The sequence below is a fragment of the Nitrosomonas sp. genome (genome assembly GCA_031316255.1).
Lineage (GTDB): Bacteria > Pseudomonadota > Gammaproteobacteria > Burkholderiales > Nitrosomonadaceae > Nitrosomonas.
Genome location: JALDQW010000001.1, coordinates 3,047,015 through 3,069,289, shown reverse-complemented (window position 1 = coordinate 3,069,289; position 22,275 = coordinate 3,047,015). Strand labels below are relative to the sequence as shown.

General features: G+C 46.3%; 15 protein-coding genes and 3 tRNA genes. 12 read left to right on the top strand and 6 right to left on the bottom strand.

Going from position 1 to position 22,275, the window contains the following annotated elements; genetic code table 11:
* Positions 1-260: 260 nt before the first annotated feature.
* Positions 261-1,025, top strand: coding sequence for a hypothetical protein (locus MRK00_13630; GenBank protein MDR4518406.1), 765 nt, complete (start codon positions 261-263; stop codon positions 1,023-1,025).
* Between the two features lie 117 nt (positions 1,026-1,142).
* Here MRK00_13630 and MRK00_13625 read toward each other — a convergent pair.
* Together MRK00_13625 and MRK00_13620 are read right to left on the bottom strand one after the other, a co-directional pair.
* Positions 1,143-1,218, bottom strand: a tRNA-Phe gene (locus MRK00_13625).
* 25 nt (positions 1,219-1,243) lie between these two features.
* Positions 1,244-1,320, bottom strand: a tRNA-Arg gene (locus tag MRK00_13620).
* A 505-nt stretch (positions 1,321-1,825) separates the two neighbouring features.
* Here MRK00_13620 and MRK00_13615 point away from each other — a divergent pair.
* The 4 genes from MRK00_13615 (at position 1,826) to MRK00_13600 (ending at position 7,413) form a co-directional block, all read left to right on the top strand.
* A complete protein-coding gene (locus MRK00_13615) occupies positions 1,826-3,064 on the top strand; it encodes an MFS transporter (GenBank protein MDR4518405.1) in 1,239 nt (412 codons plus the stop codon).
* A gap of 181 nt (positions 3,065-3,245) precedes the next feature.
* A complete protein-coding gene (locus MRK00_13610) occupies positions 3,246-4,757 on the top strand; it encodes a M48 family metalloprotease (GenBank protein ID MDR4518404.1) in 1,512 nt (503 codons plus the stop codon).
* 221 nt (positions 4,758-4,978) lie between these two features.
* Positions 4,979-6,901, top strand: a complete 1,923-nt coding sequence (locus MRK00_13605) for a lytic transglycosylase domain-containing protein (GenBank protein ID MDR4518403.1) — start codon at positions 4,979-4,981, stop codon at positions 6,899-6,901.
* A 143-nt stretch (positions 6,902-7,044) separates the two neighbouring features.
* The gene (locus MRK00_13600) at positions 7,045-7,413 is read left to right on the top strand and encodes an Mth938-like domain-containing protein (protein ID MDR4518402.1); all 369 of its coding nucleotides are present in this window, start codon (positions 7,045-7,047) and stop codon (positions 7,411-7,413) included.
* A gap of 56 nt (positions 7,414-7,469) precedes the next feature.
* Here the strand turns inward: MRK00_13600 and MRK00_13595 are convergent, their stop codons facing one another.
* Genes MRK00_13595 through metG form a run of 3 tightly spaced genes read right to left on the bottom strand, consistent with a single transcriptional unit; the run spans position 7,470 to position 10,713 of the window.
* Positions 7,470-8,225 (bottom strand): YggS family pyridoxal phosphate-dependent enzyme, encoded by a 756-nt coding sequence (locus MRK00_13595; GenBank protein MDR4518401.1) that lies wholly within the window; start codon positions 8,223-8,225, stop codon positions 7,470-7,472.
* Positions 8,226-8,234: 9 nt separating this feature from the next.
* Complete coding sequence (locus MRK00_13590; protein MDR4518400.1) at positions 8,235-8,600, bottom strand: DUF4440 domain-containing protein; 366 nt, start codon at positions 8,598-8,600, stop codon at positions 8,235-8,237.
* Positions 8,601-8,613: 13 nt separating this feature from the next.
* A complete protein-coding gene (metG, locus tag MRK00_13585; protein MDR4518399.1) occupies positions 8,614-10,713 on the bottom strand; it encodes a methionine--tRNA ligase in 2,100 nt (699 codons plus the stop codon).
* Positions 10,714-10,852: 139 nt separating this feature from the next.
* Between metG and apbC the strand changes: the two genes are divergently transcribed.
* The 7 genes from apbC to istB all read left to right on the top strand — a co-directional run bounded on the left by apbC (position 10,853) and on the right by istB (position 17,775).
* The gene (gene apbC / locus MRK00_13580; GenBank protein MDR4518398.1) at positions 10,853-11,941 is read left to right on the top strand and encodes an iron-sulfur cluster carrier protein ApbC; all 1,089 of its coding nucleotides are present in this window, start codon (positions 10,853-10,855) and stop codon (positions 11,939-11,941) included.
* Complete coding sequence (gene dcd, locus MRK00_13575) at positions 11,941-12,507, top strand: dCTP deaminase (GenBank protein ID MDR4518397.1); 567 nt, start codon at positions 11,941-11,943, stop codon at positions 12,505-12,507. The genes apbC and dcd overlap by 1 nt, the downstream gene beginning before the upstream one ends.
* A gap of 30 nt (positions 12,508-12,537) precedes the next feature.
* Complete coding sequence (locus MRK00_13570; protein ID MDR4518396.1) at positions 12,538-13,104, top strand: hypothetical protein; 567 nt, start codon at positions 12,538-12,540, stop codon at positions 13,102-13,104.
* A 131-nt stretch (positions 13,105-13,235) separates the two neighbouring features.
* Positions 13,236-13,327 (top strand) — tRNA-Ser (locus tag MRK00_13565).
* Positions 13,328-13,492: 165 nt separating this feature from the next.
* Entirely contained in the window at positions 13,493-14,716 is a 1,224-nt protein-coding gene (locus tag MRK00_13560; GenBank protein ID MDR4518395.1) for a tyrosine-type recombinase/integrase, read from the top strand.
* Between the two features lie 706 nt (positions 14,717-15,422).
* On the top strand, positions 15,423-16,955 hold the full coding sequence (istA, locus tag MRK00_13555; protein ID MDR4518394.1) for an IS21 family transposase: 1,533 nt from the start codon (positions 15,423-15,425) through the stop codon (positions 16,953-16,955).
* Positions 16,948-17,775 (top strand): IS21-like element helper ATPase IstB, encoded by an 828-nt coding sequence (istB, locus tag MRK00_13550; GenBank protein ID MDR4518393.1) that lies wholly within the window; start codon positions 16,948-16,950, stop codon positions 17,773-17,775. Before istA ends, istB begins: the two co-directional genes overlap by 8 nt.
* A gap of 964 nt (positions 17,776-18,739) precedes the next feature.
* Here istB and MRK00_13545 read toward each other — a convergent pair.
* Positions 18,740-22,243: a hypothetical protein gene (locus MRK00_13545; GenBank protein MDR4518392.1), complete on the bottom strand. Its 3,504-nt coding sequence runs from the start codon at positions 22,241-22,243 to the stop codon at positions 18,740-18,742.
* Positions 22,244-22,275 lie beyond the last annotated feature (32 nt).

Sequence of the window (22,275 nt, the reverse complement as noted above, 5' to 3'; positions counted from 1 at the left end):
ATGCAGCTTAGATAACTGAATTATAAAAGATTTAAGGGGAATTGCCTCCTCCTTTCATGCAATATTCAAGCTAAGCGGATTGCCGCATGAATAGTGGTGGCCAAGGGCAGAATCGAACCAATTATTCAGTATTTTGTATTTGTCGATAAGGAGCGCCCTAAAAAACATGACATAAAACTTTTTAATGATAATTAAAATTCATTTTTTATTCCATGGTAAGTTTTATCGTCAACTGAGCGACAAATAATTTAAATGCTAAAATGTTAAATATCAAAAATTCTGAGAATGATTTCATAATCTATACAGTGGTTATTCTTCTGTTAGTCTCTGGTATTGGTCTTGCTGGATTAGGTGCCTACATCAGTGAAACTCATCCTAAGCTTTCTCCTTTATTGCTAGCTGTCGGGGGTACATTTTTTGGAGGTGTATTTACGTTAATTTTGAGTTTTTACCGACGAATGAATGTTTTGGATTTGTTGCGTCGAAGTTTGGATGCGACATTTCGTTCAACAGAATTGGAAATTGATAAATATAGAAAAAAATTCTATCAATATCATCTTACAGAAACCAAAAATGATGGATGGCAATGGATGTATGTTGGACTTAATTTTACTCATTCTGATGAGGTTGGAACACTCAAGTGTAGAGCAAAACAAGTAACAGATGAAGACAAACCGTACCCAGGTAATGTAGAGGCGGGGGTCAGAAGAAACCGCTTTATTGTTCTAAGAGATCCTGATAGCGGTGAACCTACAGTTGTAGCTATATTTCCGTACATGGGAAAGGGTATTTCGCCTTATCATAGCGGAATTTGTGTCATGGAGACATGGTTAGAAAATCCGGTAGTTACTAGGGTTATCTTAGGAGAAGAACCTATTAATAACTGGGACAAACTGGGAAAAGTATCTCCAGAAATTGCTAAGGAGTGTGAAAAAATTTGGAAAACTAATTTTAAGTCTAGTATAGAACCTTTAAAAGAAGGAATGTCCACAAGAGCAAGTGAGCAAAACAGCGCCCAACATTAAATCGAATTCAACAGCCCTATACAAACGCAACAGATTTCCCGGAGCAATTCCGACCAGACATAGACCAGAAGAAATTTTTAAGAAGTAAGTGTATTAGGCTGATAGCCGCATGAATAGTGGTGGCCAAGGGCGGAATCGAACCACCGACACAAGGATTTTCAGTCCTCTGCTCTACCAACTGAGCTACTTGGCCTGTTTGAGGTTGCGAGATAACTTATTGGCGCGCCCGGCAGGATTCGAACCCACGACCCCTTGGTTCGTAGCCAAGTACTCTATCCAACTGAGCTACGGGCGCTGAATAAGCTTAATACAATCTGTTTTTCCAGGCTGTTATCTCACAGACGCAGGATTATAACAGATTGAAGCAGGTAGCGGGCTGCGAACTTTATTTTTTCATCCGACGCCATGAAACACTTTGGAACGCGGATTGCATTCCGTTTGTTTTGCTACTGATTGTCTCGCTTGTTTGCGTCGGGATAATGGTTTATTTAATCTGACTTGTCAAGCGTCAATGCATGTACTTTTAACAACACATAGCGTTATCCGTATTTTAATCGAAGCATGTTGCATTCCTGTCGTTGCTTATTGCAAAGTCGCGACGGCGAATTTCCACACGGGCGCGCTATCCTGCTAATATTGCAGGAACCAGTATTTCCGGCAAGGCAAGCAGCAATCGGTGATGTAAATGCCGGTAAATGCACATAATTAGAGATATCCAAAAACCGGTTCCCTTGAAAAATAATCTGCAGTCACCCAACTTTACTGAAGGCGTCACCCGTCGCGAAATCTGGTCGTGGGCGATGTTTGATTTCGCCAACTCAGGGTATACGACCGTTGTCATCACCGCAATTTTCAACGCTTATTTTGTCGCCGTTGTCGCCAACAAAGAAGATTGGGGAACGCTGGCATGGACGGCATCGCTCGCCGTTTCCTACTTGCTCATTATCCTGACAGCGCCTGCACTCGGCGCTTATGCCGATGCCTATGCCGTAAAAAAACCGTTGCTACTCATAACAACGGCAGGTTGCGTTGTGTTGACTGCATTGCTTTACTTTGCCGGGCCTGGAGATTTTTGGCTGGCTGTTGTGCTGATTATTCTGACCAATTTCTTTTTCGGCAGCGGCGAAAATCTGATTGCGGCATTTTTGCCGGAATTGGCCAAAAGCAAAGCTCTTGGCAAAGTATCCGGTTGGGGATGGGGACTGGGTTATTTAGGCGGATTGTTTACGCTGGGCTGCTGTCTCGCTTATATTACCTGGGCGCAAGCGCAAGGTCACGACATCAGCCAGTATGTGCCGGTTACGATGGTAATTACAGCCGCGATCTTTGCTATCGCCAGCCTGCCGACGTTTCTGTATCTTAAGGAGCGCGCAAAACCCCAGCCGCACCGATTTGGCCGCCGAATTGTTTATGAATCATTTTTACGATTAAAAGATACGTTCATACATGTGCGTCATTATCAGGATTTAATGCGTTTTCTCATTTGTCTGGTTTTCTATCAGGCCGGCATTCAGGCCGTTATCGCACTGGCCGCGATATACGCCCAGCAGGCTATGGGATTCGATACCCGGGAAACACTGAAGCTGATACTCCTTGTCAATATCACCGCGGCATTGGGCGCATTTGCGTTCGGACACGTCCAGGATAAACTGGGACATCTCCCCACCATTGCATTAACCCTTGTTGGCTGGATCATCATGATACTGTTCACCTGGTTTGCTGAAGACCACGCAATGTTTTGGGTTGCCGCCAATATTGCCGGTTTATGTCTTGGCGCTTCTCAGTCTGCGGGTCGTGCGCTTATCGGATTATTCAGCCCGGGCTCGCGCCGTGGCGAATTTTTTGGACTCTGGGGACTGGCGGTCAAGCTGTCTTCCATTCTAGGTCCCCTCACCTACGGATGGGTCAGCTGGATCTCCAACGGAGACCACCGTCTTGCCATGCTGATCACCGGCAGTTATTTTATAATCGGCCTGCTCATCTTGATGCGCATCAATGTGGCCAGAGGCCAGCAGGCTGCACTACATGATCCATCCTGATCAGTCGTAAGATGCATGTGTACCTGAAATTGTAGTCCGAACACTTCCGCAATCAACCATCATATTTTTCTATTGCTATAGCCAGCATGAGTGCTAAACTCAAATTCCATAATAACCATGGAACAACTTTTAAAAACCACCTATCAAAGGAACTTGGGCCGGATACGATTATCATATCGACATGAAATTTATCTTCATTATTATTACCCTGTCGCTCCTGTTTCCGGTCAATACGGTCGCCCACGAACTGCCGGACCTCGGAGACGTTTCGCAGGCAACCATTACACCCCGAGAAGAACGCCTGCTCGGATTGCAAATTATGCGACAAATTCGCGCCGATCCGAGTTATCTTGACGATCCCGAAATCACCAGTTATCTGAACGGCCTTGGGCACAAATTAATTTCAAGCTCAAGCGAGGCTCGCCCGGGACAATCATTTGAATTTTTCGCGCTACAGGATTCCACCATTAATGCGTTTGCCTTACCCGGCGGGTTTATGGGATTTAACAGCGGTCTGATTATCGCCGCTCAAAGCGAATCCGAACTCGCCGGTGTAATGGCGCACGAAATTGCGCATGTCACACAAAAGCACCTGGCGCGCATGATTGCGGGCCAAAAATACAGCATGATCACATCCATTGCCGCCCTTGCAATTGCAATTCTGGCTTCCCGCTCAAACCCGCAAGCAGGCCAGGCCATTATTGCCGCCACACAGGCGGGCGCAATACAATCACAGCTCAACTTCACTCGCAAGCATGAAAAAGAGGCTGACCGTGTCGGCCTGAATATATTGCTGGACGCTGGTTTTGATCCACAAGGCATGTCAGCTTTTTTTGAACGCCTGCAAAAAGCCAGCCGTTTCTATGAGAATGGCGCGCCTTCGTATCTGCGCACGCACCCGTTGACCTTTGAACGGATTGCAGATATACAAAACCGCACACATGAAATGCCCTACCGGCAAGTACCCGACAGCACCGATTTCCTGCTCGTACGTGCAAAACTACGTGCGCTGCAGGGCAAGCCCAGAGAAGCAGTCAGTCAATTCAGGGCGCGCCTGGAAGACAAACGCTATATCAATGAAGCGGTAGAGCGTTACGGCTATACTCTCGCCCTGCTGCGCGACAAGAAATACAAGGAAGCCGATGATGAACTGGCGTACTTATATACGCTGATCCAGTCCGACGCCAAGCAGGACCTGCTGCTAAAAGATCATCGACTGGGAAAAACCATCCAGGTCAAGCAGAAAGGCTTGCAGGCCGGCGCCATGATCGAAACATTGGCGGCGGCGGTCAAACTCGCCAATGAACAAACAGATGACGCCTTGAAAATTTATCGCACTGCACTCAGAATTTACCCGCAGCATAAAGCACTCATACATGGCTACGCCAACGCCCTGCTGCAAAATCACCAAATCGACACTGCACTTGAGTTGATTAATCGTGAACTGCAATTTCAACCCAACGATATCCAGTTATACCAGTTGCAGGCACGCGCCTATGCACTTCAGGACAAACTGATGCTGAAGCACCGCGCACAAGCCGAGGTTTACATTCTGCAGGGTTATTATGATTCTGCAATTGAGCAACTGAAAATTGCGCTCAAACATGATAATGGTGATTTTTACCAGCTATCGACAGTCGAGGCGCGACTGCGTCAATTGCAGAAAATAATGGCGGAAGAAAAAGAGAATTAAACCCGGCTTGTTAAGCTGGCAACGCCGTTCAATCGATATCCGTGAAAAGATCCGTAGACGAACGAAGTAATTTTACGGCATCGCGATTGCATTACTGGTCTGCAAGCTGTTGATCCGTTTCCTGATAAATAGTGTAATCGATTTCACCTCAAATTTTTTTCTGATTTTGTGCACAATTTTTTGTTTAAAATACCGGTATGTTGGAAACAAATCGATTACCCATGTCAATGGAATCTCTGCCGAAATCAAATGCTCCAATAAATGATCCATGGCTGGATAAAATCATTACATACTCTTCTGGAATTCTGAACAAGATGCGGATATTTTTACTGGCGACACTGCTGCTGTTTACCTTCGGTGCTTTCGCAAGCGAGATTAGCGTACCGATGAAGCTTGATTACCGGTTTCTTCATCGTATACTTTTGGAGCAGGTTTACACCGCTGGCGGTAATAAAGCACTGCTGATTGACGATAAGGCCAGTTGCAGCAAACTTGTTCTCTCAGATCCGCAAATCAGTCATGATGAAGGACGGATCAGAACCGTCTCTACGGTTAATGCGATGTTCGGGCGTAAAATTGCGGGACGCTGCATAAAAACTCCAGAGTGGCGTGGGCTTATTGAAATTTTCCAGCAACCTGCCATCGTTACCGGACAACCCGTCATAGAGTTTCAGGTGGTTGACTCGAATTTGTTAAACAAGGGAGGTGAAAAACCGCTGTTAACCGGCGCACTGTGGGATCTTGTTATGCAACATGTTCACTCCAGTCTCGGGGCACTGAGGGTTGATCTTGCCGTTCCATTGAAGGATATCCAGACGTTCGTGCCACTATTGCTCACAACATCCGGCTCCGACATTGCTAACCGCACACTTGAGTCAGTCATGTTTTCTGGCGTGGAAGCCACCAATACCGGAATCGTGCTGACTTTGCAATTTCAAGTGCCCGACAAGGACACCGACCAATCGGTTAACTTTTCTACAGAACCACCGCTGACAACTGCCGAAGCGTTGCGATGGGAATCAGCATGGCAGCGTTGGGATGCGTTCCTGACCTTTGTCGTCAAGCAGGTGGCGGAAGATAACGAACAAGGTAATTTGCGCAAAGAACTGCTTCAGGTTCTGCTGGATGGCCGTTATGATCTCTCCGAAGCCTTAACCAGTTGGAATGGAGGGGCAGTTGATCCGGTACGGGGATTGTTTCTCAAAAGTTGGAGGAGGCTCTCGCCGATTCTGCGGCAGATGGAAACCACTTTGCCGGGTACGGCAGCAATCCGTTACCTGAGTTTTGTAACTGCCGCAGATGCCCTGACGGCGATGGATCAGATGAGTGAACAGATAGGCTATGAGATATCCGCCGATGGCTTACGCCGTATGGCGCGTATGCTTTCACCCGGATTTGAGGAAGATCCGTTGATTTACCGCCTTGATGTGGACATGGAATTGCGAAAACTGTTTGACTTTGGGCCGCCCTTGCCTGCGCCCAGCCAGGCACCAGATATTAATAGCGGCACATGGTTTTTTTTTGCTCGGGCATGGGCTGCAGACAAACCTGAAATCGCTTTAATCAAAAAACTTAACGGCTGGGCGCCAGATACCAGTGATATCGAATCCTATCTGCCAGTAGTGGGCGATCTGCTCGATTATGTTGCAGATAAAACGATCAGCAGCAAACATCTGCCCGAGGGTTATCATAATTTCTTCCGGGATTTAGCGCTTGCCACAGCCTGGCAGGAAAGCTGCTGGCGACAGTTCGTGAAAAAAAACGGCCAGCTGGAACCGCTCATGTCACCGGGTGGATCTATCGGCATTATGCAGATTAATCCAAGTGTATGGCGCGGTTTTTATGACCTTTCGAGTCTGCGAAACGATGTCAGTTACAATGCCATGGCGGGAAACGAGATCCTGCATCACTATTTTACCGACCATGTTCTCCCCAAAAGCGAAAACCAGGAAAAAAGAAACTTCGATTCTCTGGCCCGCCTGACCTATGCGACGTATAGCGCAGGCCCCGGTTTTTTATATCGATACCGCAACGGTTCTATCTCCAAAGACATTCATGAAATCGCGACGACATTCTGGGAAAAATACCATGCCATGAAAACAAGCGGCCCCTCAGCAGTGGCCAGCTGTTACGGATTGCCTTGAATGGACATCTATAGCGTGTCAGGCGCCCTTTCTTGAACGAAATAAACATTATTTTTTATAATTAAACCACCAATGCATATGCATTCGGACTTTCCACTTTAAAATGACGTGCTCAATTCACATAAGCTAAGGAGAATAATGCCTTGAAATTACATCTTGCCAACTTTAATCAACAGAATATTTTCTCGGGTTATGGAGACGGTTATGTCATGGTCAACAAAGTACGCCATGAACAGAATCTGATTGTTTTTCCCGATGAAATAATCGAACAATGGCCCGTAGAATCGGTTGCAGAACTTAACCTTGCGCATTTCGATCACGTCCTGCCGCGCAAACCGGAAATTATTCTGCTCGGTACCGGCGTTCAACTCAGTTTTCCGGATTACGCCTTGATGGCTAAGATCATACAGTTTGGCATCGGTTTTGAAGTCATGGATACGCAGGCTGCCTGCCGCACCTATAATATTCTGGTCGAGGAAGACCGCCGGGTGGCTGCGGCAATAATTTTGTAACGGTTTAAAAATTACCCACGTTTAATCAAATTCGTCATGACCGCAGCACATGAAATTCAACCGAAACCGGGCCAATAATGACTGTCCGGTAAAGGTCGTTTACCAAATATTGCCTGTCCTACGCGTACGACCGTCGCGCCCTCCTCTATCGCGAGTTCAAAATCACCGGACATGCCCATGGACAGCTCGTCAAACGATAAACCGGCCGGCGCACTCTGACGCAACCGTGCCTGCAAATCGCGCATTCTGACAAAACAGGCGCGCACACGATCCAGGTCGGTTGAGAAAATTGCCAGTGTCATCAGGCCCCTGATCCGCAGTGACGAATAATTTGGCAGTTGCTTGACAAAATCCTCCACATCCTCCGGTGGCAGGCCGAATTTACTGACTTCCCCGGAGCTATTGACCTGTACGTAAACATCCATTCCACGACCTGCAGCCTGCAAGCGTTTATCGAGTTCGGCAGCGACTTTAAGGCTGTCGAGCGCCTGAAATTCGTGCGCAAAACGCGTAATGTATTTGACCTTGTTGGTTTGCAGGTGGCCGATGATGCACCATTTGATATCGAGATCGCTCAGCAATTCCGATTTCTCACGGGCTTCCTGAATCTTGTTTTCACCCATTTCATGACACCCGGCGGCATACGCAATACGCAGCCGCTCCGCCGGAACAGTCTTGGTGACCGGCAACAGGCGCACGGAAGACGGATTACGCCCTGCCTTAACGCAGGCATCGACAATCTTTTGTTGAATCATTGCCAGATTGTCCTTGATTTCGTTCTGTTGCTGCTCTGCCGATGGCGCTGCTTCCAATTTATTCTCCTAAGTACATGTTGTTGCCTGATGAAAAACCATTCTCCAGTGATCCCCGAATCGTTGCCATATTGAGCTTCGAATCGAACCTTTGCCGTTTTCTTCCAACTGATTCGCCTTTACAGCACGGTATATGGCGATGACCGTATCACTCGATAATCGTTTAATGCGAAAATCCTGTAATGCCCATTGCTGATGAGGGTCTTTTTTCAACAACCAGCCCACCACATTCTGCCTGGCGCTGATCTGTCCATTGCCGCCGATTTCTTCAAAGGTTTCATCGAGCAGTTCATCAATTGCTGCAGGATCGACACGCCAGTCCATATGCAGTAATTTTAACTCTAATTGCCTGATCTGTTCGGCCAGTTCATCCATTCTGATAATATCTTTATTTAACTTTCATCCCTGGTTGCGCGCCATCATCCGGGTTGAGAATATACAATTCCTTGCCGCCATTTCCTGCTGCAAGCACCATGCCTTCGGACAGGCCAAATTTCATTTTACGCGGTGCAAGATTGGCAACCATGACCGTCATCCGCCCTTTCAGTTGTTCCGGCTCATAAGCCGATTTGATTCCAGCAAAAACCATGCGCTGTTCACTGCCGATATCGAGTGTCAGTTTTAATAATTTGTCCGCGCCTTCAACATGCTCGGCGTTGATAATCATCGCCACGCGCAAATCGATTTTGCCGAAATCGTCAATGGAAACTGTTTCTGCAATGGGCGCAATAACTACCGGCTGATCTGTTGTATTTGATTTAGCTGAACCGGCCTGTTCGGCTGTAAGGCTTTGTTTATTCGCTTCTACCAGGGCATCAATTTGCTTGCCATCGATCCGCGTCAACAAATGCTGATAAGTATTTATCGCATGCCCCGCAGGCAGTAGCAGTTGCGATACCGGTTCATCCGCCTGGAGAATCGGCCAGGTCAACCCGCCGCAATTTAAAAAACCCTCAACCTGGCGAATCGTTTCCGGCAGAATCGATTTCAGATAGCGCGCCAATAAATAGAATAACTGTATACCCAAGCTGCAGATCAGCTGCAAATCAGCATTTTTGTCCGTATTCTTGGCAATTTCCCAGGGCGCCATTTCATGGATAATCTCATTGGCCTCATCGGCAAATTTCATAATCTGACGCACGGCCAATGAAAAATCCCGTTCCTCGAATGCTTTTTCAATCGCATCGGGGCGCCAGCTTGCGAATCGTTCATCGACCAATTGCTGCATGGCCTGATAGCCTTCTCCATCTACCAGCGTGCCGTCGAACCGTTTGGTTATGAATCCGGCGCAACGGCTGGCAATATTGATGAATTTTCCAACCAGATCGGAATTGACGCGCGCGACAAAATCTTCCAGGTTGAGGTCGATATCTTCCATGCTGCCGTTCAGTTTCGCGGCATAGTAATAACGCAGCCATTCCGGATTCAGGCCCTGTTTTAAATAGCTGTTGGCAGTAATAAAGGTACCGCGCGACTTGCTCATTTTCTCGCCATTCACGGTCAGGAAACCATGCGCAAAAATCTGTGTCGGCGTGCGGTAGCCCGAATGTTCGAGCATGGCAGGCCAGAACAACGCATGGAAATACAAAATATCCTTGCCGATGAAGTGAAAGAGTTCGGTTTCCGTTTTCTTGTGCCAGTATGCGTCGAAATCGATGTTTTCCCGTGTGCATAAATGCTTGAAACTGCCCATGTAACCAATCGGCGCATCAAGCCAGACATAAAAATACTTGCCCGGCGCATCGGGAATTTCAAACCCGAAGTACGGCGCGTCGCGCGAAATATCCCAGTCAGACAGTTTGTTTTCTCCGGCGTCGCCAAGCCATTCGTGCATTTTATTGGCCGCTTCCGTTTGCAGATGACCCGCGCGCGTCCAACGGCGCAGAAAATCCACACAGCGCTCGTCTGACAAACTGAAAAAATAATGTTCTGACGATTTTTTAATCGGTATGGCGCCTGAAACAGCGGAATAAGGATTTTTCAACTCAGTCGGCGCGTATGCAGCGCCACAGACTTCACAGGAATCGCCATACTGGTCTTTGGCTGAGCACTTGGGACATTCTCCTTTGACATAGCGGTCCGGTAAAAACATGTTTTTCTGGGGATCGTATAACTGCTCTATACCACGCGCCTTGATCAGCCCCGCGGTTTTCAACTTGCCATAAATATCTTCCGAATAATGCCGCGTTTCATCCGAATGCGTACTGTAATAATTATCGAAATGGATATTAAAGCCGGTGAAATCATCGTAATGTTCATCATGCACACGGGCAATCAGCGCTTCTGGTGTAATCCCTTCCTTTTCAGCGCGCAGCATGATCGGCGTGCCGTGCGTATCGTCAGCACAGACATAATAAATCTCGTGCCCGCGCATTTTCTGAAAACGTACCCAGATATCTGTCTGGATATACTCGACCAGGTGACCCAAATGTATGCTGCCATTCGCATAGGGGAGCGCAGAGGTAACCAGAATTTTTCTTTTATTCATTCGTTCCTGTTTTTACTTGATTTGCATAATCGTCTATTTTAACAAATTGTGTGCATCCCCTGATATTTGTTACCATGACATTTTCATTTGATTTCTGCACCGCAGTCTAAGTACGGTAGCAGTACTGAGGAGTTTTGTAGTGAGCATTTCCGAGCAGCAAATCCAGTCTACACTGAGCAATTTGACTGACCCCACTACCGGCAAAGATTATGTCTCCACCGGTTCTGTGCGCAATATTCAATTCGATGGCGATACCGCTTTCATTGAAATCGAACTGGGCTACCCGGCCAACAGTGTCAAATCTGATGTTCAGCAACAAATTGAAACCACCTTACAGACAATTCCGGACATCGGAAAAATAAACGTAACCGTTACCAGCAAAATTGCCCCGCACGGTGTGCAAGGCGGCGTCAAGCTGATCCCCGGTATTAAAAATATTATCGCCGTCGCTTCGGGCAAAGGTGGCGTAGGTAAATCGGCAACTGCCGTTAATCTGGCGTTGGCATTATCCGCCGAAGGCGCTCAAGTCGGTATTCTCGACGCGGATATTTACGGCCCGTCACAGCCGCAAATGCTCGGTATTACGCAACAACCCGAATCACTTGACGGTAAATCCATGGAGCCCGTCATGGCGCATGGCATTCAGGCGATGTCCATTGGGTTGCTCATTGATGTCGAAACACCGATGGTATGGCGTGGTCCGATGGTCACCCAGGCACTGCAACAATTATTACACGACACCAACTGGAAAGATGTTGATTACTTGATTGTCGATTTGCCGCCGGGAACCGGTGACATTCAATTGACACTGGCGCAGAAAATACCGGTCACAGGCGCCGTGATCGTTACCACGCCCCAGGACATTGCCTTGCTTGATGCACGCAAGGGACTCAAAATGTTCGAAAAGGTCGGCATTCCAATTTTTGGCGTCATCGAAAATATGAGCACGCACACCTGTTCAAACTGCGGACATACCGAACCGATATTTGGCACCGGTGGCGGGGAAAAAATGTGTCAGGACTATAACGTCGATTTTCTGGGCGCATTGCCGCTGGATATAACAATTCGTGAACAAACGGATATCGGCGTACCCAGTGTCGTCTCCGACCCTGACGGAAAAATTGCCGAAACCTATCGCATGATCGCGCGTAAAATTGCCGCGAAAGTCGCAGAAGCGGCGGAAGATCATTCTGAAGTATTCGCCAAAATTGTAATGGAAGACGACTGATGACCATTAAATCAGACAAATGGATACGGCGCATGGCGGTTGAACAAGGCATGATAGAGCCTTTTGAACCTGGCCAGATCCGCCAAAAGGATAATCACCGCATCGTCTCCTATGGCACATCGAGTTATGGCTATGATATCCGCTGCTCAGATGAATTCAAACTGTTCACCAATATCAACACCACCATTGTCGACCCAAAGAATTTTGATTCGAATTCATTTATCGATGTCAAAAACGACATCTGCATCATTCCGCCCAATTCATTTGCGTTGGCGCGCACCGTGGAATATTTCCGTATCCCCCGCAATGTCCTCACCATTTGCCTCGGCAAATCAACGTATGCTCGCTGCGGCATTATCGTCAATGTCACCCCGTTTGAACCCGAATGGGAAGGTTATGTTACACTCGAGTTCTCTAACACCACCCCGCTTCCGGCTAAAATTTACGCCAATGAAGGTGTCGCTCAGGTGATTTTTTTTGAATCTGACGAACAGTGCGAAGTGTCGTATAAAGACAGGGGCGGAAAATACCAACACCAGAGTGGCGTTACCTTGCCTAAAATATAAATGAAAATAAATCTATTCAATATGCGCATAATGAAAACCAGGCTTCACACACTGTTGGCCGCTGTATTCCTGTCACTCTTTTTCACTGCAATAACAGCATTTGCAGGACAGCACCAAAGCGCCGAAAGCCATCCCCTGAGACAGATTGAAATTTCAGGAATAACCATTGCAACGCCATATGACAAAATTCCTGGTATCCTTGAAGCGCAAGGGTATACACGAGTCAGCAACACAATGTATACCAAGCAGGCACAGCTACAGAACCAGCGCAAAACAATTTTCAGAATAGAAGTTGAAGACACCGCCGCTTTTCGTGAAATCACCTATCATAGAAGCCTGAGCGGCGGACGCGTCAAATCATCCGTCGAGAAAGAACCGGTCCCTGAATTTGAACTTGATACGGCAAGTCGACTGTACCAACTGATCTGTGAAAACACTACCGACGAGGAAAAAATCGAACGGCGCTGCGAACCGTTTAAGCAATCCAGCATCAATGCCGGACATGGCCAGTTCATCCTAATAAACGACGATTTTGCTGTTCAACTCAGCGCAACAGCCGCAAATACGGCAATCGGAATAAAACAGACTTACAAATAACACCGGCAAACTGTTCAACGCGAAAAACATTTTTAACAGCAAAGTTGCCCGAAACCCGGTTCTGGTTTATGCTTTGCCCCCGTTTAAACGCATTTATCTGTTCGTAATGAAATCGGGCGGATACTTAAACCGGAGAAGTGACCGAGTGGCTGAAGGTGCACGCCTGGAAAGCGTGTGTACGGTTTATACCGTACCGCGGGTTCGAATCCCGCCTTCTCCGCCATCTTCATATCCGCACACATCCGCAGAAATCCACAAAACCCAATAAATAAATAGAGTTGCAATTATTTATTATCCGTATCAATCCGAAATAATCCACTTGCATCCACAATAAAATAGGGGTAACTTTGGGGGTAACTATTTTTACCCCTGCAAAAGTTACCCCACTATGGTTGAGAAATATAAAGACGCACGCTATAGAAACGCCAAGTCCGAAGGCAAGAAGATTACCAAGTTGTATGACGGCAATGGGCTTTTCCTTTGGGTGTATGAAGATGGCCGGAAGTATTGGCGGTTACGCTACAGAATACACGGAAAAGAGAAGTCTCTTTCACTGGGTGTTTATCCTGATGTCAGCCTCAGCGAAGCCAGAGAAAAGGCACAGGCCGGACGTAAGAAGATAGCGGATCATATCGACCCATCGCTGGACCGGAAAGTCCGCAAACAAAGAGAAAAACAAAAAGCGGAAAATAGTTTTGAAGCGGTTGCCAATGAATGGCGTTCGAAACAACTTCATACCTGGGTAGACAGCCATGCAAAAGATGTGAAGCGCAGGCTTGAAGGTAATGTTTTTCCTTATATCGGTATGCACCCGATTGACAAGATCGAAGCCCCTGAACTATTAAACATGGTCCGCATTATAGAAAACCGCGGTTCCTATGATCTGGCGCATAGAGTATTGCAGGTATGCGGGCAAGTATTCCGTTATGGTGTAGTAACTGGCCGCTGTAGCCGTGATCCAGCCGCCGATCTGAAAGGCGCATTGACGCCACACAAGAAAAAGAATCAGGCAGCGGTGAAGCATGAAGAATTGCCGGAACTGTTACGGGCAATATCAACCTATGAAACGATAGGCGACAGACAAACACAACTTGCATTGCAATTACTGGCCTTAACCTTTGTTCGCACCAATGAACTGATAGGCGCAACATGGCTTGAATTTGACTTGGATAATGCTTTATGGACAGTACCGGCTGAACGCATGAAAATGAGAAATGAACATATCGTTCCATTAACAAGCCAGGCATTAAGAATAATCGCCGAACTGAAAACCATTGCAGGGAATAGCCGTTACCTGCTACCTGGGCGCAATCCAAATAAACCAATCAGTAACAACACCCTACTTTTTGCACTCTACCGCCTGGGCTATAAGGGCAAGATGACCGGTCACGGATTCCGGGCTGTAGCTTCCACCATATTGAATGAATCGGGATTCAATCCTGATGCTATTGAGCGGCAATTAGCACACTGTGAAACTAATGAAGTCAGGGGCGCATACAACCGGGCAAAGTATTTGCCGGAACGTGTCAAAATGATGACATGGTGGAGTGATTACCTTGAAGGTTTAGAGAATGGTGCAAGTGTTATCCCATTATTCAAAAAATCCGGGTAAGTAGTTTTCCTATCCTCAAAATGAGGATTACTAATTTTTAGTAAGCGTTTTCACTTCAATTTTCTAACATAAATTCCTATCCCCTATTTTTTTGGTCGGGAAAGTCGGGAAAGTCGGGCGGATTCTCTAAAACCCCTATCATTGCTTGATTCCAGCTTGTCCGACTTTTTGGAATCGACATAAAAAAAGTCGGGATTTGCCCGACTTTTGATCTAATTCGAGCAATTTTGGGCATGTTGTCGCCCGAAAATGTAGCGCGGAAATCTTCCTGTTGCATGTTTGATCTGCGGTTGAAATAATACCCGTGAGCAAACTAATAGTTTTTTGGTAAGAAAATTTTATTTTAATCAGCATGGGTGATTTTTCTAGAAGGCTGAATGATCGTGTTCGTATCAAAGGATTGGAATGCGGTTATTGTTTAATTTGTGGACTTCACTGCAAGCTTCACAGGGATCACGTGCCGCCTCAAAAGTGTAATAACTTAAGTGATTATGAATTAAGAGTTTTACCTATCCTCACCGGGGGAAAAGGGAAATACACATCCTCTCAAGGTGGAACTCATTTTAAAACAATATGCAAAACTGTAAATAGCGGAGTAAAAATGTACCACTGAAGCGCACAAGATTTTGCGAATATCGCGGAATAAAAGTGTGCCAGTCTGATGCCTGTAAGCTGATGCGTTTAGCACCAAGTGAAAGGCGAAAGGATGTATTCAGTGGAACTATATGTAAAAATACGACGGGCGGTGATGGTTGAAGGCAAAAGCGAGCGAGAAGTCGCGCGTTATTTTGGTATTCACCGCGAGACTGTTAAGAAGATGTGTCAATATGCGGTACCGCCAGGTTACCGGCGCAAGAGTTCTCCTGCTTCACCAAAGCTAGCCGCTTTCACTGGCATTATAGATGCCATTCTTGAAGCTGATAAAACAGTTCATCCCAAACAACGTCATACGGCAACCCGGATATTGGAGCGATTGCGCGATGAACATGGATTCACTGGCGGCTATACCATTGTGCGTAATTATGTTTATAAAGCCAAGATTCAGCAGAAGGAGATGTTTATGCCGCTGGTCCATTTACCTGGCCACGCTCAGGTAGACTTTGGCGAAGCTGACGGTTATATTGGTGGCAAGCTGGTACGGTTTCATTATTTCTGTCTTGATCTGCCACATTCGGACGGCTGCTTTGTCAAAGCCTATCCGACGGAAGATACCGAATCCTTTCTGGATGGGCATGTTGCTGCATTTGCGTTTTTAGGTGGTGTGCCGCAATCTATTTTATATGACAATACCAGGCTCGCCGTCGCTAAAATACTGGGTGATGGCAAGCGTAAGCGGACTAAAGCATTCAGTGAACTGCAAAGTCATTATCTGTTTGAAGACAAATTTGGACGTCCAGGGCGGGGTAATGATAAAGGCAATGTTGAAGGCATGGTTGGTTTCAATCGTCGCCATTTCATGGTGCCGTTGCCGATAGCTGATAATTTTGATGCCTTGAACACCAGGTTGCTGGACGGTTGTATCAAACGCCAACAAGCTAAGCTACGTGGGCAAACTGAAACCATTGCTGAGCGTATGAAGCGTGATGCTGCTGCACTCATGGCATTGCCTGCAGCTGAGTTTGATGCATGCCACAAGATTTCGACTCGTGTATCTTCTCTGTCTCTGGTGCGCTATCGAACCAACGACTACTCGGTACCCACTCAGTACGGTCATCGGGAAGTGCTGGTCAAAGGTTACGTTGATCATGTTGATATTTGTCTGGGTGCGGACACCATTGCACGACATCAACGCAGCTATGGCCGGGAAGAATTCATCTATAACCCGCTGCATTATTTGGCATTGCTGGAACAAAAGCCGCGCGCATTGGATCAGGCGGCGCCCCTCCAGGATTGGGTGCTGCCCGAAGTATTTGATCGTTTGCGCCGATTGCTTGAAGCGCGGTTGGAACGGCGTGGTCGCAAGGAATATATCCAGGTTTTGCGGCTACTGGAGAATTTTAGCCAAGCGCAAGTTGAACATGCGATAAAAAAAGCGATTGATTTGGGTTCAATTGGATTTGACGCGATCAAGCATCTGATTCTGTGTGCAATTGAACAACGGCCAGCGAAACTCGATCTGACGTGTTACCCCTATCTACCCAATGCCAATGTACTACCCACCGAACCTAGGACGTACTTAAGCCTGTTGCAAATATCCGAAGCAACTCAAAAACCTGTAATGGAGAGTCATTATGAATGAAACATCGATTTCCACGACAGTTACACCACAGGTTTTGCTGGAGAATCATTTCAAGGCATTGAAGCTTTCGACCTTTGCTCGTGAATATGAGAAGGTTGCAATCGAATGCGCAAATGAAGGTGTTGATTACGCGCGTTACTTATTACGGTTATGTGAGCTTGAGCGTATCGACCGTGAGCGACGCAATACTGAGCGGCGTATACGTATGGCAAAATTCCCGGTGATTAAAAGCCTGGATACCTTCGATTTCACTGCAATTCCAGAATTGAATAAATCGTTGGTATTAGAGCTGATGCGCTGCGAATGGATTGACAAGCGTGAAAATGTCATTGCATTGGGGCCTTCGGGCGTTGGCAAAACGCATACAGCGTTAGCTTTAGGGCTGGCCGCTTGTCAGAAAGGTTTGAGCGTTGTCTTTAAGACGGCCGCAGCTTTGGTACATGAATTGATGGAAGCGCGTGATGAGAAACGGTTGCGTCTATTGCAAAAACAGCTGGCTAACACCAAATTGTTGATCATCGACGAACTGGGTTATGTGCCATTTACTGCAGTAGGCGCAGAGCTCTTGTTTGAAGTGTTTAGTCGCCGTTACGAACATGGCGCCACCCTGGTCACATCGAATTTACCGTTTGACGAATGGACAAGTGTTCTGGGGTCAGAACGATTGACCGGCGCACTGCTGGATCGTTTGACCCACCATGTCCATATCCTGGAAATGAATGGTGAATCGTATCGCCTGGCTGCAAGTAAGAAGCGACAAAAACAATCAATGAATTCCACACTTATAGGAAAGGAGAACACCAAAAAAAATAATGAGTAGTTGGGGAATACACTGCGCTTTATTTCAACCCCGGAATATAAAAAATAAAAGCGCTAAACCCGAGGATTAATTCCTCTTTTTTATTAACTTTACTGGTACACTTTTAACGCGCTATCTGGTACATTTTTGCTCCGCTATTGACAAAATATTGTGCAATATTGGTGATTAAATATTAGGCAATGAAACCAAAAGCGGGGTAACTTTAGGGGTAACTTTAATGAGACTAAAAAATAATATATTGTATATAAACAATAAATTTCTTGAATGTGAATGACGCCTTCCCGCCATTATATTGTTATACATCAATAAGTTAAGCAACAAATACTTACCGTATTTTGGCATTTTGGCCATGTTTTGACATAGTATGGTCAGCATTTTGGTCAGTATTTAGCGGTGTTTTTTGCACAATTTTTGTGCACATTTATAAACCAATTTGATTATTTTTTTCAAAAGAAAAAAATAATCTTATCGCTGTAAAAATTGCACTGCTTTAATGCATGTGCGTTCAAAATCTGGGATGGTTATCAATTTATAGTTGATATCACCTATGCCCACGCACAAATGGCAACTCACATCCAGGTTCCGCTACCATGCATTTGGCCGGAATTCAAAACTGCCGATTCAACGGATAAAGGAAGCTCTATCTGAAATCAAATTGTTTGCTCGAAAAAATCCCCATTCTTCCAGCAGGAGGCGCAGTAATGCTACTGGCAAAACTGTCACCGGCATTGGTACATTAAAATCTGGCTTGCCAATGACGTAGAAAAAAGCCGTCACTCTTGACTACCCGAATCCAAGAACATCATATAAAACCAAATGATTTCACTCAGAGAGATTAACCTTCGACTAAATAACTCAACATAACACCCTACATTTAGCCAATAACTTCTACGAAATGTCAACTGCCGCCCGACAAAAAATCATTCATTACATAAATCATCCGAACACGCTCAAACCCGCAACACTACGCCACTTTTTTGTTCTCCGACTGCTGCGCGCTGCTCATGCAACGGTATGGACGTAATGGATCGGCACCGATGGTACCGACCAGGCTATTGAGATAATCTTCGCTGTTGACATAGGACAATTTTGCAATGGCATCGTCAAGACGGCTACTGATACCCAGTCTCTCGGCTTCGTCTTCATGCCCGGGCAAATGAGAAAAAGCCAAAAGGTTTTTCACATGTTTATCCCATAATACAATTTCCCGCTGTTGCTTTATTTCCAGCCGTTCACGGTACCAGTCGGACGACAGCAGCGATTCTCTGGTGAAGAGCTCACGGACACCGGAATCATGGACGGTTTTGCCGTTGAATTTTCCAGTTGCCATAATATGTATCAACGCATAAAGCGGTGGACAGGCGTCATCTACACTGCCATCGTCAATATATTGTTTTGCGACTTTTTGTTGGGCTTCTACAATATTATTAATGCCATCAACGAAGGAAGCCATGTCCTGGATTTCCGGCTTAAGTAATTCCTGGGTAAATACAGCCTGCGGGTTATCGAATATTTTACCCATGAATCTGTGAACGAAACGTTCGGTAATACGGTATCCCAAACGGCTGGCAAACACTGTTTGTCCATCATGGTCGAAATCTTCCAGCAGTTCCAGATACCCATTCTCTATGAGAAATTGAGGATCCCGCTCTCCTGCTGTAATACGCGCCCAAATTTCCGGGACCAACAAACTGATATCGTGCTCAACCAGCATATTCGCGCCAACATAGCCCGCTGAGCTAGAAAATCCGGCATAACCCGTCAAAATGAACGATACCAGAGCATTATTTAAATCAGCGGTTGGCCTTAAAGCGTTGAACGGCCCCTTGGTGAGCGCGCCTTCGCTACCTACACCTGTCGTTGACGGTGATTTTCCAGTCAAACTGCAGATATACTCCATAAAGAGTTCGGGTAACTCTTGATAGTGGATAGGATTATACACCGCCAGTGGCCGTATACCTGGTTCAGGCGGATTATTTCTGCGGCCAGACAGAACCGCATCAACCGGGTGACAAACGGTAACATTCATCGGTAGCTTGAGGTGCATCCGAGTGCTCATGTTAGCCACATACTTGCGCACCGGATTAATCAGGTCGGGGCGTGTTTGCAGATAACGCGGGTTTATTGAATGTTTCCCATCGATCAGACGGGAGTGCGCAGACGACACAACATAACCCTCTCCTTTATCATAAGCATCCTGCAACAAATCACGCATAGGTTGGGTAAAACTGCCGTGGGTCATAACGTCTTCGACAACTGCAGCTAAGCTCTCTCCTTTTAACGGCTCATAGTTGGCAATAAAGTTGCCCATTGCTGCCATGTCCTGCTCAGTTTGCTTGTCATAACCGGGGATACGGGCGTCGTCGGGTCTCTGGAAGAGTCGATACTCACAGTTCTTAACCAGTTTGACGCTGAGTCCTGTATGCTGCGCCGGGCGGCATTCTTCAAGGCAGTGGTCGGATACGACAACAGAAACGCTGATATCGTCTTCCATCTGAATTTTCTCGGCAGCGATAAAATCCTGCCTGACTTTAAATGTACGCCATTTTTTCTCTTGATCAAAACCCACGCGTAAATAAGAAGCGACCATTTTGCGATTGTTCAATTTAAGTTCATGACTAGGTGCGCCATCGACGATATCAACGGATAAATGTTTACAAAGGTCATTACCCCATTCTTTACGATAATATCGCTTGATCAGAAACAGTAATGAGAATATGCGCGGCGGTATCGATTCCAACCAGGTATTGAATTCATCGGTATAACTGGAAGACACGGTTAATACCTTGATGACGGAGCCCAGGCTGCGCTCCGGGCTGAGTAATTTACGTGTGGGATCTCTGTCTTCTGCTTCGAAGCCGGGCTTGAAGCGCTTAGAGTAATCCCGTTCACAGATCTCCAGTACACGTTGAAGATCTTGCTGTAGGTCATCGACAAACAGTGGGCCGTATATGACGGCATCATTAATGGATTTGGAGATTTCGGACTTGCCGCCGCCGGACACGGTACAGGGTTTGTGACAAAAAGTACCCAAAGGATCAGTGCCAATTAACCGCCAGTATGAAGAACCCGGATTTTTCTCCATTTCTATTTTGTAGCCATTGGGTTGCATGTATATTTTGCCCGGTTGTAAACGTATCTGTAGTTGCCGGTTGCCGTGATTCCAGGTAATTGTCTGCGCATTGAGATCCATGCGTAAATCCTGAGGTACGTAAATCACGCTAGGGAAGTTTTTATCAATGGCGTACCCTTCCGGTTTTATATCCATGACCTCGGCATATTTTTCACTGGCTTCACTAAAGCTATAACCCGGTTCGCGGGTGTGGCTGTCAATACCGAATTCTTCACCATGATTGCGGCGAGTGAATGCAAGCGCACCGCCTGCGTGTTCTTCTTCAGCAAGACCATAAAGGTTGGCGGCATAGCTGATTTGCGTTTTGACTTCTTTTTTGCAATAACCGTAATAATTATCTGCAACGATAGTGACAATGACGCCCTGCTCATCCCTGGCGGTTAATTTGAACGCCTGACCATCGTTGTATAATTCGCCTTCTTCTTGCCAGCACATCCCTTCTCGTTTTTGCCGTTCATTCGCTTCGTCGATATGTGGCAAACCAAGTTGTTTTTTTGTCAGTGTGACCAGATGAGGCGCAAGAATAACGCAACCCGTATGTCCACTCCAGTGAACAACGTCCAGGGCGGCATCAAACTCGGCAAGATTGGGATTACCGCCATTACCAAAAATACTTTCGACAAAATCCAGATTACTGACCAGATTACCTGGCGCAAAAAAACGGATTTCCATGGATTTTTCGGCATCAACACCGGGTATTTCAGGACACACTATTGGTCTGAGTAACAGCGAAACAAACATTCTCGCCGGTGTTTCCTGATTGGCTGAGAAAGGCAATTTCAGCAGATCTTTGGGCGGATTTAAAGCATGTTTAAGCATAATGGAAAACGATTTTTTGGGAACCGCTTTTTTGTCACCCGGTATCGGTAATCCACCCTCAGCGACATGAAAAGAACCTTTGGTCGTTCGCCTGTCGCTGGCCGGGTTATGCAATACACCCTGCTTAACGCGATAGCTGGATACGATTTCTGAATGAAATTCATCTTCGCCCATAGGTATTGAAAGTTCGCGGGCTATACCATGTCGATCCAGTACAAAGGTAACATTAGGTAATTTGGGAATGGAATCGACACCACTGTCACTGAGATATCGATCCAGAAATTGTTGGATTCGTTTATCAACCGGGCAGTGATAATCTGCCAGCAAACGATTTTTTTCACGGTAACTTTTTAACAGGTCGCGCGCCGTTTCGAGAAATTCACGGGTGCCTTGACCAGCACAAGTCGGCTGCCCTGAAGAAGCCAGTTTTAAATTGATATAGAGCTGTAACTTTCTACGCTCTTCTTCAACATCGATATCGTTATCAGTTAAACCCAGAGTGTTAAGCAGATTCATACATTGAGTACCTTTAATTCGACAGTAAAAAT